At 56.4% G+C, this 13,709-nt stretch carries 15 protein-coding genes; 12 read left to right on the forward strand and 3 right to left on the reverse strand.

All coding sequences use genetic code 11. The features are described 5' to 3' along the window. Positions 1-9: 9 nt before the first annotated feature. Complete coding sequence (locus M2120_RS07295) at positions 10-171, forward strand: hypothetical protein (RefSeq protein ID WP_280798031.1); 162 nt, start codon at positions 10-12, stop codon at positions 169-171. Between the two features lie 20 nt (positions 172-191). Continuing rightward, complete coding sequence (locus M2120_RS07300; RefSeq protein ID WP_280798032.1) at positions 192-662, forward strand: RidA family protein; 471 nt, start codon at positions 192-194, stop codon at positions 660-662. Between the two features lie 84 nt (positions 663-746). On the opposite strand, the gene acs is transcribed toward M2120_RS07300, so the two are convergent. Beyond that, a complete protein-coding gene (gene acs / locus M2120_RS07305; protein ID WP_280798033.1) occupies positions 747-2,702 on the reverse strand; it encodes an acetate--CoA ligase in 1,956 nt (651 codons plus the stop codon). A gap of 361 nt (positions 2,703-3,063) precedes the next feature. Here acs and M2120_RS07310 point away from each other — a divergent pair, with 361 nt between their 5' ends. From M2120_RS07310 to M2120_RS07350, 9 genes are all read left to right on the forward strand, one after another. Next, the gene (locus M2120_RS07310; RefSeq protein WP_280798034.1) at positions 3,064-3,978 is read left to right on the forward strand and encodes a CpaF family protein; all 915 of its coding nucleotides are present in this window, start codon (positions 3,064-3,066) and stop codon (positions 3,976-3,978) included. Between the two features lie 43 nt (positions 3,979-4,021). Further along, positions 4,022-4,813 carry a hypothetical protein gene (locus M2120_RS07315; protein WP_280798035.1) on the forward strand — a complete coding sequence of 264 codons (792 nt, stop codon included), beginning with the start codon at positions 4,022-4,024 and terminating at the stop codon, positions 4,811-4,813. 80 nt (positions 4,814-4,893) lie between these two features. Beyond that, a complete protein-coding gene (locus M2120_RS07320) occupies positions 4,894-5,085 on the forward strand; it encodes a DUF4244 domain-containing protein (RefSeq protein WP_280798036.1) in 192 nt (63 codons plus the stop codon). Beyond that, positions 5,063-5,401, forward strand: coding sequence for a hypothetical protein (locus M2120_RS07325; RefSeq protein ID WP_280798037.1), 339 nt, complete (start codon positions 5,063-5,065; stop codon positions 5,399-5,401). Before M2120_RS07320 ends, M2120_RS07325 begins: the two co-directional genes overlap by 23 nt. Next, positions 5,391-5,732, forward strand: coding sequence for an Rv3654c family TadE-like protein (locus tag M2120_RS07330; protein ID WP_280798038.1), 342 nt, complete (start codon positions 5,391-5,393; stop codon positions 5,730-5,732). The genes M2120_RS07325 and M2120_RS07330 overlap by 11 nt, the downstream gene beginning before the upstream one ends. Positions 5,733-5,795: 63 nt before the next feature. After that, entirely contained in the window at positions 5,796-8,630 is a 2,835-nt protein-coding gene (gene topA / locus M2120_RS07335; RefSeq protein ID WP_280798039.1) for a type I DNA topoisomerase, read from the forward strand. Positions 8,631-8,633: 3 nt separating this feature from the next. Beyond that, the gene (gene tmk, locus M2120_RS07340; protein ID WP_432418536.1) at positions 8,634-9,254 is read left to right on the forward strand and encodes a dTMP kinase; all 621 of its coding nucleotides are present in this window, start codon (positions 8,634-8,636) and stop codon (positions 9,252-9,254) included. A 37-nt stretch (positions 9,255-9,291) separates the two neighbouring features. Continuing rightward, entirely contained in the window at positions 9,292-10,461 is a 1,170-nt protein-coding gene (locus tag M2120_RS07345; protein ID WP_280798040.1) for a DNA polymerase III subunit delta', read from the forward strand. Next, positions 10,458-11,975, forward strand: a complete 1,518-nt coding sequence (locus M2120_RS07350) for an alpha/beta hydrolase (RefSeq protein WP_280798041.1) — start codon at positions 10,458-10,460, stop codon at positions 11,973-11,975. Before M2120_RS07345 ends, M2120_RS07350 begins: the two co-directional genes overlap by 4 nt. Here the strand turns inward: M2120_RS07350 and M2120_RS07355 are convergent. Together M2120_RS07355 and M2120_RS07360 are read right to left on the reverse strand one after the other, a co-directional pair. After that, positions 11,972-12,739, reverse strand: a complete 768-nt coding sequence (locus tag M2120_RS07355) for a M48 family metalloprotease (RefSeq protein WP_280798042.1) — start codon at positions 12,737-12,739, stop codon at positions 11,972-11,974. The genes M2120_RS07350 and M2120_RS07355 overlap by 4 nt on opposite strands. 4 nt (positions 12,740-12,743) lie before the next feature. Then, positions 12,744-13,106, reverse strand: coding sequence for a BlaI/MecI/CopY family transcriptional regulator (locus M2120_RS07360; RefSeq protein ID WP_280798043.1), 363 nt, complete (start codon positions 13,104-13,106; stop codon positions 12,744-12,746). An 83-nt stretch (positions 13,107-13,189) separates the two neighbouring features. Between M2120_RS07360 and M2120_RS07365 the strand changes: the two genes are divergently transcribed. Continuing rightward, on the forward strand, positions 13,190-13,696 hold the full coding sequence (locus M2120_RS07365) for a copper chaperone PCu(A)C (protein WP_280798044.1): 507 nt from the start codon (positions 13,190-13,192) through the stop codon (positions 13,694-13,696). Positions 13,697-13,709 lie beyond the last annotated feature (13 nt).

Here is a 13,709-nt window from a genome sequence, read left to right on the forward strand (position 1 = left end):
CGGAGACCCATGGCCACCACCAAGTGGGAATACATCACCACTCCTCTGCTTATTCACAACACCACAGCCATTTTGAATACCTGGGGTTCAGAAGGCTGGGAGCTCGTTCAAATCGTCACCGGTCCCGAAGGCGGGCTGGTTGCATACCTCAAACGACCACTGGCTGACTAGCCACAAGTAAGGAATAAAACATGTCCAACATTGACGCACGTCTGGCCGAACTCGGCATTGACATCCCCGACCTGGTTCCCCCCGTTGCGGCCTACACCCCTGCCGTCATTCACGGAGACCTCGTCTTCACTTCAGGTCAGCTACCCATGGTCTCTGGCGCACTTCCTGCCACCGGGAAGGTGGGCGAAGGCCACGGACTCATTCCTGCATCTGATGCCAAGGAATACGCTCGCACCTGTGCACTCAACGCGCTCGCCGCGGTGAAGTCCGTACTCGGTGACCTCAACCGTGTGACCCGCGTGGTCAAGGTTGTCGGTTTCGTTTCGAGCGACCCTGCATTCACTGGTCAGCCCGGTGTGATCAACGGAGCTTCCGAAGTTCTCGGAGAAATCTTCGGCGACGCCGGCGTTCACGCCCGCTCTGCCGTGGGTGTTGCCGTGCTTCCACTGGATGCACCCGTTGAGGTCGAGATTGTGGTCTCGTTCAAGTAGTCCACAAGAACACGTTCACAACATCAATAAAGATCCCCAGGCCATAAGGCCTGGGGATCTTTTTGTTGAGCTTCGTTGAGTTGGTTAGTGAACCTGTGCACTAATGATGCTGACCACACCCGTGTCGGCGAGGGTGGTGGTGTCACCAATCTCGCGACCTTCAGCAACGTCCTGGAGCAGTCGGCGCATGATCTTGCCGGAGCGGGTCTTGGGCAGCTCGTCCACGATGTAAACCTTCGAGGGGCGAGCAATTGCACCAATCTGCTCGGCAACGTGCTTGCGCAGGATTGCACTTGCTTCCTCAGGAGTCTGGTCGTTGACGTGGCTCTTCTTGAGGATGACGAATGCAACAACGGCCTGACCGGTTGTTTCATCAGCAGCACCCACCACAGCAGCTTCTGCCACGATCTGGTTGCCCACCAGAGCGGACTCAATCTCTGCAGTGGAGAGACGGTGACCAGAGACGTTCATCACGTCGTCGACACGGCCTAGGAGCCAGATGTCGCCGTCGCGGTCGTAACGTGCACCGTCGCCAGCGAAGTACTTGTCGCCGAACTTCTCCCAGTAGGTCTCCTGGAAGCGGGCAGGGTCTCCCCAAATTCCGCGAAGCATCGAAGGCCAAGGTTCGGAGATAACCAGCAGTCCACCCGAGTTCTTGCCCTGGTGAACGCCCTGCTCATCCAGGATGTCGATCACGACACCGGGGATGGGCACCTGGGCTGAACCTGGCTTGAGAGTGGTGACACCGGGCAGAGCAGCAATCATGATTGCTCCAGTCTCGGTCTGCCACCAGGTGTCCACAATCGGTGCCTTACCGCCACCAATGATGTCGTGGTACCAAATCCATGCCTCAGGGTTGATGGGTTCACCTACCGAACCCAGCACGCGAATGCTGGAGAGGTCGAACTTGGCAGGAATTTCGCGGCCGAGCTTCATGAAGGAACGAATAGCGGTAGGCGCGGTGTAGAGGATCGAGACCTTGTACTTCTCGATGATTTCCCACCAGCGACCTGGGTGTGGTGCGTCTGGGGTGCCCTCATAGACAACCTGGGTTGCACCGTTAGCAAGGGGTCCGTAAACCACATAGGAGTGACCGGTAATCCAGCCCACGTCGGCGGTGCACCAGTAGACATCTGTTTCTGCGTGCAAATCGAAGATGTTCTTGTGGGTAAACGCTGCCTGAGTGAGGTAGCCACCGGTGGTGTGCAGGATGCCCTTGGGCTTTCCCGTCGTACCCGAGGTGTACAGGATGAAGAGGGGGTGCTCTGCGGGGAAGCCCTGAGCTACGTGCTCTGCTTCCACGCCTGCCTTAGCGTCATCCCACCAGATGTCGCGACCTTCGGTCCAAGCAACCTCGTTCTCGCCACGCTTGACCACGAGCACGTTGGTCACGGTGCTTCCGCCACCGTTAGCTTCCAGTGCTGCATCCACGGTTGGCTTGAGGGGGAATACCTTGCCCTTGCGCCAACCACCATCAGCGGTGACAACGAGCTTTGCTTCGGCGTCGTCGATGCGGCTGCGCAGGCTATCTGCCGAGAAACCACCGAAGACGACGGTGTGAACGGCACCAATACGTGCAGAGGCCAGCATGGTGATGACAGCCTCAGGAATCATGGGCATGTAAATCGCAATACGGTCACCTGCAGTGACGCCCAGGGAGAGGAATACGTTAGCGACGCGCTTAACTTCTGCGGTTAATTCGCTGTATGTGTATACACGCTGATCTCCGGGCTCGCCTTCGCCATAGATGGCGACGCGGTCTCCGCGGCCTTCGAGCACGTGACGGTCGAGGCAGTTGTAGGCCACGTTGAGTTCACCGTCATCGAACCACTTCGCAACGGGTGCATCGCTCCAGTCGAGAACGCGAGTGAAGGGCTTGTGCCAGTGCAGCAGCTCTTTTGCTTGCTTGTCCCAGAAGCCCAGGCGGTCCTGGTTTGCTTCTGCATACAAACTGGCTTGACCAACAGCTTGTGCGGTGAATTCGGCGCTAGGTGGGAAGCGACGATCTTCGTGCATCAGGTTGTCAATATTGTTGCTCATTTCGAGCACCTCACTTCATTGGGCGGTGACTAAAACGTGAACTAAGTCTGTACTGAGATTACTCCCAAAAACACACTTTGTATACAAAGTTACTTTTTGTACTCGGGGTACAGAAAATATTCAGTTTTTTGTTCTACACTCGAATAGTTCAGAGCTTCGTATCTGACTGGTGGCGCCGCCGATTCCCCCAATCTGGCGCCACGAAGGCGACACCGTTCCCCCCAACTGGTGTCGCCTTCCTACGTTAAGCAGATCATTCGGGTGCGTACGCCTAGTCCTCCACAGGGGCAAAAGGGGTACAAATACCCCCAAAAGGGCCCAAAAATTCCCACATGATGGATTTTTTGCCTATTTTTACCCGATGCGCGCCAGGCTGGACAGCTACCTTCACGACCCCGAGGTCACCGACATCCTCATTTCCGCTCATGCCGGGCTCTGGATAGATAAAGGGGCAGGTCTCGTTCGTGATGTGGCCTGGAGGGCCAGCGAAATTGACGTGCGCCACCTTGCCGTTGAACTCATTGGACACGGCGGACGACACATCGACCAAGCACACCCCTGCGTGGATGTGCGACTATCGGGAAACATTCGCGTGCATGCCGTGCTGGAACCGATCGCCAGCTCAGGAACGACCATCTCGATTCGTATTCCACGAACCACAGGCCTGAGCTGGGATGACCGTATCGACTCAGGTTTCATCACTGCCCGCCAACGAGACTTTCTCCTGAGTGCTGTGCGCAGCAAGCGCACCATTCTCATTACCGGTGCCGCAGGAACAGGAAAGACTTCACTTCTCGGGCATCTCCTTTCCACAGTTGCTCACACCGAACGCATCGTGGTGCTCGAAGATGTGGGCGAACTCCAGATTGCCCATCCCCAAGTGATTTCACTCGAAGCACGGCAAGCCAATGTGGAAGGAGCCGGGGGAATACCCCTGGAATCTCTCGTGCCCCACGCACTTCGCATGAGAGCAGATCGCTTGGTGTTGGGTGAATGCCGCGGGGCAGAAATCGCACCAGTGCTTGCAGCGCTGAACACCGGTCACACCGGAGGGGGTCTCACTGTGCATGCCAATTCCCTGGAAGAAGTGCCAGCACGATTATCTGCACTGGGATTCCTGGCTGGGATGAGTGTCGAACTTCTCTCTGCGCTTGTCCTAGGTGGTCTAGATCTAGTTGTTCACCTGGAACGAGGTGAACATGGTCGACGCATTGCAGCACTGGGTGAATTTACTCAAAAAGAAGGTGCACTTACACTTCGCGAGCTCAGCATCTGAAGAAGAACATCAGCTTCGCGCTCTCTCCAGCAAGACACAGTTGATGGCCTCGCTGTTGCGAGCAGGTCTCTCACTTTCGATGGCTGCGCGAGAGGCCAAGCTTGAGATCACAACCCCCACCAGGGGAACCCCAGAGGCGTTCTTGCATGAAGTGTGGACATTCGTCCTCGACACTGGAGCAGCACCAGCTGCCGTGTTTGATGTGTGTTCAGAGAGCTTTGCAGCTGCTGCAGAGAATGCCCGAGCTGCCCGGGTCCAGATGGCAGGACCTCAGGCAGCAACACGTCTAGTGATGGGGTTACCTCTGCTCGCGCTCGCCGGAGGTGTAGTTGCAGGCTATGACCCGTGGGGGTTTCTGCTGGGCACAGTCATGGGCTGGGTCATTCTGCTGTTTGCGGGAGGGCTGATGTTTGTTGCCCAGCGCTGGTCCAGGCGAATGCTGCACACAGCACAACTGTGGTCCTGGTCTCGGGGCATGTCCTTAGAGTGCATGGCCATCTCCCTTGCTGCAGGGCAATCACTTTCGGCCTCCCAGTCCTGGGCGGAGTCCATTGCGCAGAATTATCTGAGTCCATCCGAGGCAACGAAAGAAAGGGAAGAGAGTAACTCTCTGGCACAGTTGTCGAGAACTACGGGGGTGGCGCTGGTGGGGCTGCTGCGAGAGCGTGCCACACAAGCACGACTGGCAGCACGGGAATATGCCCAGATTCGTGTAGAGAAGCTTGCGGTTCATCTGATGATTCCGCTCGGGGTGTGCGTTTTGCCCGCATTTATTGCCGTGGGAGTGCTGCCGATTGTGGCCAGCATGCTCTCCTCCACAGCACTGAATACCTAGGCTTCACACACCTCTTATATAGAGGTACGAAAACGTGCAGTTCTCACTGGTTCTAATAGTCACCGAAAGGTGAGGTGAACATGAGAACTCAACGAATACGACAGGCATTCACACGTCTGTATAAAGAGGACGGTTCGGCAACGGCGGAATACGCCATTGCCACCATGGCGGCGGTGGGATTTGCTGGTCTGCTGGTGGCCATCCTGCGCGGTGATGAGGTGAAGCAAATCCTGACCGACATGGTGCATCGTGCTCTCACGTTCGGAGGGTAGTGTCACCGCAGAGCTCGCCATGGTTCTGCCGGTGATCATGTTGATCCTGGGGCTGTGCTTACAAGCCATCGCTGCTCTGGGCATGCAGCTGACCAATGCTGCGCTCGCTAGGCAGGCGGCAGGGCAGCTCTCCCGTGGAACGGACGTGTCCATCGTGGTCGCGAACATGGCCGCGGCAAACGCCGCGGCACTACTCGCCCACGAACACGATGGGGAATTGGTGTGTGTCACGTTGCGCCAATCAGTCGGCGCTGGACCGCTGTCATTGCTCGTTCACGAGGTGAAGGTGAGGGAGTGTGTTGTCGATGCAAACTGAGCAAGGCTCTAGTGCTGCGGCAACCCTGATTCTGGTCGGGGGAGTAATTTCAGTGACAAGTCTTTTACTTTTTTTCGGAACTGCCTTGATCACCCTCGATAGAGCACAGTCAGTAACAGACCAAGCCGCCCTCGAGGCAGCGGATGCCGCCTCGGGGCGAATTCCCGGATATCCCTGTGATCGCGCGGAAAGACTCGCCGAAGCACACCACTTTGAATTAGAAAAATGTGAGGTGGATCATCTCATTACGCGGGTGACCTTCCAGGTCACCGTTTTGGGATTTTTGACCCACACTAGGGCCAAAGCAGGTCCCCAAAATTCTCTTCCGTGATTGACGAACTCAATTTGCCGTGTATCTTGACCTTTTGGAACGCCATTTATTTCGGAGGAATGTTTGTCTAGCTCGAGAAAGCTCGTCATCGTTGAGTCACCAGCAAAAGCCAAGACCATTGGCAAATACTTGGGCGACAACTATGAGGTACTCGCTTCGGTAGGTCACATCCGTGACTTGCCCAAGCCCAGTGAGCTTCCCGCAGACATGAAAAAGGGTCCCTTTGGAAAGTTTGCCGTCAACGTTGAAGACAACTTCGAGCCCTACTATGTGGTCAGTGAGAACAGTAAGAAGACTGTTGCCGAACTGAAGAAGGCACTCAAAGACGCCGACGAGCTCTACCTCGCAACTGATGAGGACCGCGAAGGTGAAGCGATCTCATGGCACCTGCTCCAGGTGCTCAAGCCCAAGGTTCCTGTGCACCGCATGGTGTTCCACGAAATCACCAAGGAAGCTATCCAGGCAGCCCAAGAGAACACTCGTGAGCTCGACACTGCACTGGTAGATGCACAAGAGACACGTCGTATTCTCGACCGACTCTATGGCTGGGAAATGTCCGATGTGATGCGTCGCCGCGTGGGACCTGGCACTTCTGCAGGTCGTGTTCAGACCGTTGCATTGCGTCTAGTGGTCGACCGTGAGCGTGAACGCATGGCTTTCAACTCGGCCAACTATTGGGATCTGCTCGCCACATTGGGAACTTCCACTGAGGCAAGCACCCAGTTTGAAGCCAAGCTGGTTCGTGTTGGCGGCAACACAATTGCTTCAGGTAAAGACTTTGATGACAACGGTCAGCTGATCACCAAGGCAACGTTGCTGAGCGAAGAAGCTGCTGTTGCACTTGCTGCTGCACTTCGTGAAGCAAGCACTGAGATTGTGGTGGCAGGGCTGGAAACCAAGCCCTACACCCGCCGCCCATCAGCACCGTTCACTACTTCCACGCTGCAGCAGGAGGCATCGCGCAAGCTGAAGTTCTCGTCCAAACAGACCATGAGCGTGGCTCAGGGTCTGTATGAAAACGGTTACATCACCTATATGCGTACTGACTCGCCATCCCTATCTGGGCAGGCAATTGCGGCAGCTCGCACCCAGGCAACTGCTCTCTACGGTGCTGACCAGGTAGCGGATGCTCCACGTCAGTACTCGGGAAAGAGCAAGAACGCTCAAGAAGCACACGAGGCAATCCGTCCCGCTGGTGAAACCTTCAAGACCCCTGCCGAATTGCAGAATGTTCTGCGCGGCAACGAGTGGAAGCTTTACGACCTGATCTGGAAGCGCACCGTTGCTTCTCAGATGGCGGATGCCAAGGGTCAAACTGCCACCGTGACCGTGAAGGCAACGCCTGCAACAGGCGATGCTGTCGAATTCACCGCCAGTGGAACAGTCATTACCTTCCGCGGCTTCCTCAATGCGTATGAGGAAAGCACGGATGAAGAGCGCAACGCTCAGGACGCTCAGGCTGAAGCCAAGCTTCCCATCATGACCGAAGGTCAGAAGTTGGTGCTTGCCGATGTCGAGGCCAAGGGCCACGACACCACCCCACCACCTCGTTACACCGAAGCAACGCTGGTGAAGAAGTTGGAAGAGCTCGGCATTGGCCGACCCTCCACCTATGCCTCCATCCTGGGCCTGATCGTGGACCGTGGCTATGTGGTTCCTAAGGGTTCAGCATTTGTTCCTGCGTGGGTTGCGTTCTCCATCGTTCGTCTCATGCAGGAGCACTACTCCGACCTGGTCGACTATGCCTTTACCGCCGAGATGGAAGAAGATCTCGACAAGATTGCCGGCGGCGAAGGCACCGGTTCCCAGTGGCTGAAGAAGTTCTACTTCGGTGAACCTGGCCACCACGGTCTGCGTGAAATCTTGGACAACATCGGCGACATTGATCCCCGTGAGCTCAACACCTTCCGTGTGGGAGACAGCGGGGCTGCGATTCGCGTGGGCAAATACGGCCCCTACATCGAGGTGACCAACCCCGATGCTGCCGAGGATGAGAAGCCTCGCATTGTGAACATTCCTTTGGACCTCGCTCCTGATGAGCTGACCGAAGCGAAGGTGCAAGAACTCATCGATGCACCGATCGTCACCGACCGTGTTTTGGGAGTGAACCCAGAAAACGGCAAGACAGTCGTGTCAAAGGATGGCCGTTTTGGTCCCTATGTCACCGAGCTTGAGCCCGAACCCGAGATTGCCCTCGATGAGGCAGAGATTGACCCTGCAACCGGTGAGGTTGTCGAGGTCAAAAAGAAGAAGCGCGTGGCTAAGGCTGAAGTTGTTAAGCCTCGCACCGCGTCACTCTTCAAGAGCATGGATCCTGCCACCGTCGATCTTGAAACCGCTCTCAAGCTACTCAACCTTCCACGCGAAGTGGGTGCAGATCCTGAGTCGGGCGAGATGATCACTTCACAGAATGGTCGCTACGGTGCTTACCTCAAGAAGGGCACCGACACTCGTTCACTCGAGAATGAAGACCAGATCTTCGCGATTGATCTAGCCGGAGCACTCGAACTGTTTGCTCAGCCCAAATATGGTGCCCGCAAGGCAGCTAGTGCGATCAAAGAATTCGATGCTGACCCTGAAAGTGGCAAGCCCATCAAGATCAAGGATGGTCGCTTCGGCCCCTATGTCACCGATGGCACCACCAACGCGACCATTCCTCGTGGCGAGGTTCCCGAAGAGATCGACTTCGATCGCGCGGTGGAACTGCTGGCTATCAAGCGCGCCAAGGGACCGGTTGTGCGCAAGAAGGCACCAGCGAAGAAAGCCGCTGCTAAGAAACCAGCAGCGAAGAAGAACACCAAGAAGGTCGGCGACACCATTGTGGTGAAGAAGGCAGGCGCAAAGAAGGCAGCCACCACCTTGGGCAAGTCAGGTATTTCTTCCAAGGCCAGCGAGTAGCTGATGGCCGGGTTGTTCATCACCTTCGAAGGTGGAGACGGTTCGGGCAAATCCACCCAAGCAGGCCTACTTGCCCAGTGGCTCACCGAAACAGGTCGCACTGTCGTGCGCACCCGTGAACCCGGTGGCACCGACGTGGGTGTTGAGGTGCGCAACCTCGTGCTCCACCACCGCGGCGAGATTGATCCCCGTGCTGAAGCTCTGCTCTATGCAGCTGACCGTGCTCACCACGTGGCAACCTTGGTGCGCCCTGCGCTTGAGCGCGGTGACGTGGTTATCCAAGACCGCTACTTCGATTCATCCGTGGCATATCAAGGCGCTGGCCGCGTGCTGGATTCGAAAGAAATCCGCGACCTCTCCCTGTGGGCAACCGATAGCTTGCTGCCAGATGTGACCGTGTTGCTTGATCTCGATGAGAATCTTGCCCGCACGCGTCTGGATGCAGCAGATAAGCCCTTTGATCGTCTAGAAAACGAGAAGGCAGAGTTTCACGCACGCGTGCGTGCAGGATTCCTTGCCCTAGCTGAGGCAGAGCCTGAACGCTTCTTGGTGCTTGATGCCACCTTGCCCATCGAGGAGTTAGCTGCTGCTATTCGATCTCGCGTTGAACAAGAGCTGAGCTAGTCAGATTCTTGTCAGCTACTGCCGGTAGCCTTGAGCTATGAGCGTGTGGGATGACCTCGTTGGCCAGCAGGAGGCCATTGATGTTTTCCGTGCTGCCTCCCAGGCAGAACTGGCGAGTTCGACCAGTCACGATTCTGCAATGACCCATTCCTGGTTGGTAACCGGTCCTCCCGGTTCTGGTCGTTCCAACCTGGCCTATGCTTTCGCTGCGTCGCTGCTGTGTCGCGAGGGCGGGTGTGGCACATGTGCTGACTGCAAGCAGGTCGCTGCCCGCACCCACCCAGACCTCTCCACGCTCACCACTGAGCGCGTCATCATCTCCATCGATGAAGTTCGTGCGCTGGTGCAAAGCTCACAGTATTCGCCTGCCGTGGCGCGCTATCGCGTCATTGTGATTGAAGATGCTGACCGCATGGCAGAGCGCACTTCCAACGTCTTACTCAAAGCACTCGAAGAGCCACCAGAGCGCACGGTGTGGATCTTGTGTGCTCCAAGTGAGGCAGACCTAATTCCCACGATTCGTTCCCGCGTGCGATCAGTGAGATTGCGCGTGCCCAGTGTTCAGGCAGTTGCCGAGCTCATTACCGCTCGTGATGGTGTGGATGCATCCACTGCAGAACGCGCCGCTCGTCATGCCCAATCACACATCGGCATGGCTCACCGCTTGGCCACCAACCCTGAAGCTGCTGCTCGCCGCGAAGAAACTGTACGCCTGGTGTTGAACATCATGACCGTGCGTGAAGCTGTGCTTGCCGCAGCCCGCATGATTGAAATTGCCACCGACGATGCCAAGGCACTCACCGATGAGCGAGATGCGGCAGAACTCGAACAGCTGCGCAGATCGATGGGTATTGCCGAAGGCGATGCCATCCCCTCCAATATGCGCAGCCAAGTCAAGGGCCTCGAGGAACAGCAGAAGCGCCGTGCCACCCGAAGCTTGCGTGATGGACTCGACCGGATTCTGGTCGACTTGCTCTCGGTCTATCGTGACGTGTTGCGCCTGCAATTGGGCGTCAGCGAAGAGCTCATCAACGTGGAGTTCGAGTCAGAGCTGCGTGCAGCTGCCGCTGCTCGCTCAAGCGAGGACACCCTCGCCACCATGGAAGCCATTGGTGAGGCTCGGAGTCGTATTGATTCGAACGTGGCACCGGCGCTTGCGATGGAAGCTGTGCTCATACGCGCTTCGCGTTCTGAAGTATCTGCATGAAAAGAACATCACTCCTTCGCGCCCTCGTAGCGGCAGTAGTTGTCACAACGTTGAGTGCCTGCTCGGCAGCTGTCGTTCCTGAGCCGTCCAAAGCACCTGAAGTAGTACCTGCAGAGCTTCAGTCTTTCTATGAGCAAAGCCTGGACTGGACTGACTGTCATGACGGCATGCAGTGTGCTTCGGCAACGGCACCACTGGACTGGGCACAACCCACGGGAGAAACCATCTCGTTGGCCCTTGTTCGCCATCAGGCCACTGGGTCGAACAAGCTGGGTTCTCTGTTTGTGAACCCAGGTGGCCCAGGAGCTTCCGGAGTGAACTTCATTGCCAATTCGCTGGATTATGCGGTCAGCGGTGCGGTGCAAAAGAACTATGACGTGATTGGTTTTGATCCTCGAGGGGTGGGTGCTTCCACCGCCGTGGTGTGTGTGGACACCCCTGCACAACTCGATGAGTATCTCTTTGCTCCTTTCGTTTCCGCCAGAAATACTCCTGAGTGGTTTAACGAGCGGCAGATGAGTAGTGAATCATTTGCTCAGGGCTGTGCAGAGCACACCGGTGACCTCTTGGCCCATGTCGACACCGTGAGCGCAGCTCACGACCTCGACATGCTGCGAGCTGTGGTGGGGGATCGGGAACTGAACTACCTCGGCTACTCCTATGGCACCTTGCTGGGTGCAATTTATGCCGAAAACTTCCCTGGCAACGTGGGCCGCATGGTGCTCGATGGAGCGTTGGATCCTGCCTCGAGCAGTTTTGATGTGAACCTGACCCAATCAGTGGGCTTTGAGAATGCGCTGCGCGCCTATCTCGCCGACTGCCTTGCTGGCTCCGATTGTCCATTCACGGGATCAGTGGATTCTGCAATGGCGCAGGTAGGAGATCTCCTGGCTGGTTTGGAAAGCTCACCCCTGACGGCCTCAGATGGTCGCGTGCTGGGAGCCGATGCCATGCTCACCGCCATCATTGCTCCGCTCTATGACAAAGAAGCATGGAGCTTCTTGACCAAGGTGTTTGCTGGGGTCAATGACGGGGATGCCGACTATGCCTATGGCGCAGTTGATTGGTATTACAACCGCAATGACGATGGCACCTATGCCGATAACTCAACCGAGGCATTCATTGCCATCAACTGCTTGGACTACCCCGTTTCCTCTGACCCGGCGCAGTGGAAAGCAGATGCCCAGAAGCTGGTCGAGAAAGCGCCGATCATTGGCCCCTACATGTCCTATGGCGATCAGCTGTGCTCCGCCTGGCCCTACAAAGCCGTAATGAAACCAGGAAAGGTCAGCGCCAAGGGAGCTGGCGACATCCTGGTTGTGGGAACAACCGGAGACCCAGCAACTCCCTATGCCTGGGCACAGGCATTGGCAAAAGAGCTGGAGGGTGGTCACCTTGTTACCTACAACGGTGAAGGTCACACGGCCTATAACAAGTCCAACGCCTGCGTGAATAACGCCGTGGACGGGTTCTTGCTCAGAGGAAAAGTTCCGGCAACAGATCCCAAGTGCTAGGCCTCGAGCCTGGCTACACGTTCGTCGATGAGCGGGCTTGAACCAAAGCACGCGCGCAGTGCCTGAGCAACAGTCTGCTTGGAGAACTTCTGTGCTGCGGCATCGTCGGCAAGAAGCTCGGTTGTGATGCGAGTGGCCTGAGCCATCTGCTCGCTGGCGGAGAAGCCGGGGGCAACTGCCATGGCTAAAGCGCCAGCAGCGCGGATGATTCCGTGGCGTTGGTCAAGGTGTGCTTGTTCATGGGCGAGGGCAGCATGGAGCAGCTCGGGATTGAGGGTGTTGTTCAGATGCGTGCTCAGCAGGATGTAGCGGGCACTGGGAACGGCCATGAGAAGTGGTTGGTCACTGACCACCAGCGCAACTGCATGGCCGTTGATGGTGCTCACCCCTGTGCTGGGGACGACGAGCGCAATACGTTGCGCCATCTCGTCTCGAGCAGACTTCAGTTCACTCAGAGCTGCAATGAATCTAAATGCCAATATGCCCAGGGCACCCAGTGCAACCCAGCCGAACACATTGATCAAGATGGGAACAAAAATACTTGAGGTGAAATCCTCTTCACTATGTTGCGCAACCGCAAGAGCTATGAGTCCCACCAGTGCGCTCAGCAACGAAAGCGCTGCCACGGAAAGCGAGATGAGCCAAGCTGTGAGAACGAATCCTGGTCGTTTGCTCACCAGTGCTGGCTCGGCGAGCAGACGCGGAACAAAAAGTGAAATTGCCGCATAGGCGGCAAACAAGATTGCGATCGTGCGCAGATCCATGACCCTAGTTGGAGCTGTCTATAGCTTTACGCAAAAACGCACGGTCTTCTTCTGAGAGCGATCCAGCGAAGTGAAGCAGGGCAGCAACTTGGTCATCGGCGCTCTGCAGTGCAGAGGTCATGGTGTTGGCAACGTGGTCGATGCGTGACTGAGTTGCTGCGAAAGTTTGACTGCGGCCCCCAGCAGAGTTCTTGGTGACAAGTCCCTTGACGGTCATTCGATCCAGCACGGTGATGAGGGTGGTGATGGCGGGGACGTTGTCGGTGAACTGTGCTTGCACCTCTTTGGCGGTGAGTGCTTCGCTTGTGCGCCAGAGGATATTCATGATGTCTGACTCGAGTTCACCTCGGTTACGACTGGGGGTCATGAGCACTCCAAGGTTGTGATTCTACAAAACGTAGAATAGTGTTGTTCTACGTTACGTAGAATACACCAAACAAAGGAATTGAAGTGAAGAACTCAACTTCCGCAACTCAGCGCGGATTCTCACTCGTCGTCGTTGCCATCGCTGCACTCGCGCTAGTGGGATGTGCACCAGCCGCGCCAGAGCCTGTTACCCCCACTGCGACCGATGTGTGGATCAAGGCTGTTCCTGAGCTCATGGATGGCATGGCCATGACCGGTGTATTCATGACACTGGAAAACCCAACAGAAGCAGACATCGAGCTCGTGGGTGCGAAGAACACCACCGAAGGTCTCACCGAGACAGCTATGGAAATCCACGAAGTGGTCAAGGGCGACGACGGTGAAATGAAGATGCAGATGGTTGAAGGTGGCATTGTCATTCCTGCCAAGGAATCTGTCACCCTCAAGCCAGGCGGCTACCACGTGATGTATTGGGATCTGCTCAAGCCCATTCCAGTAGGAAGCCACGTCACCCTGACCCTTGAGTTCTCCAACGGAACAACTCTGGATGTTGACGCCGTTGCACGCGACATCTCTACCTACGCAGGCTAAATAAGTTCACACC

Source organism: Aurantimicrobium minutum (assembly GCF_029893825.1).
Classification (GTDB): Bacteria; Actinomycetota; Actinomycetes; order Actinomycetales; family Microbacteriaceae; genus Aurantimicrobium; species Aurantimicrobium minutum_C.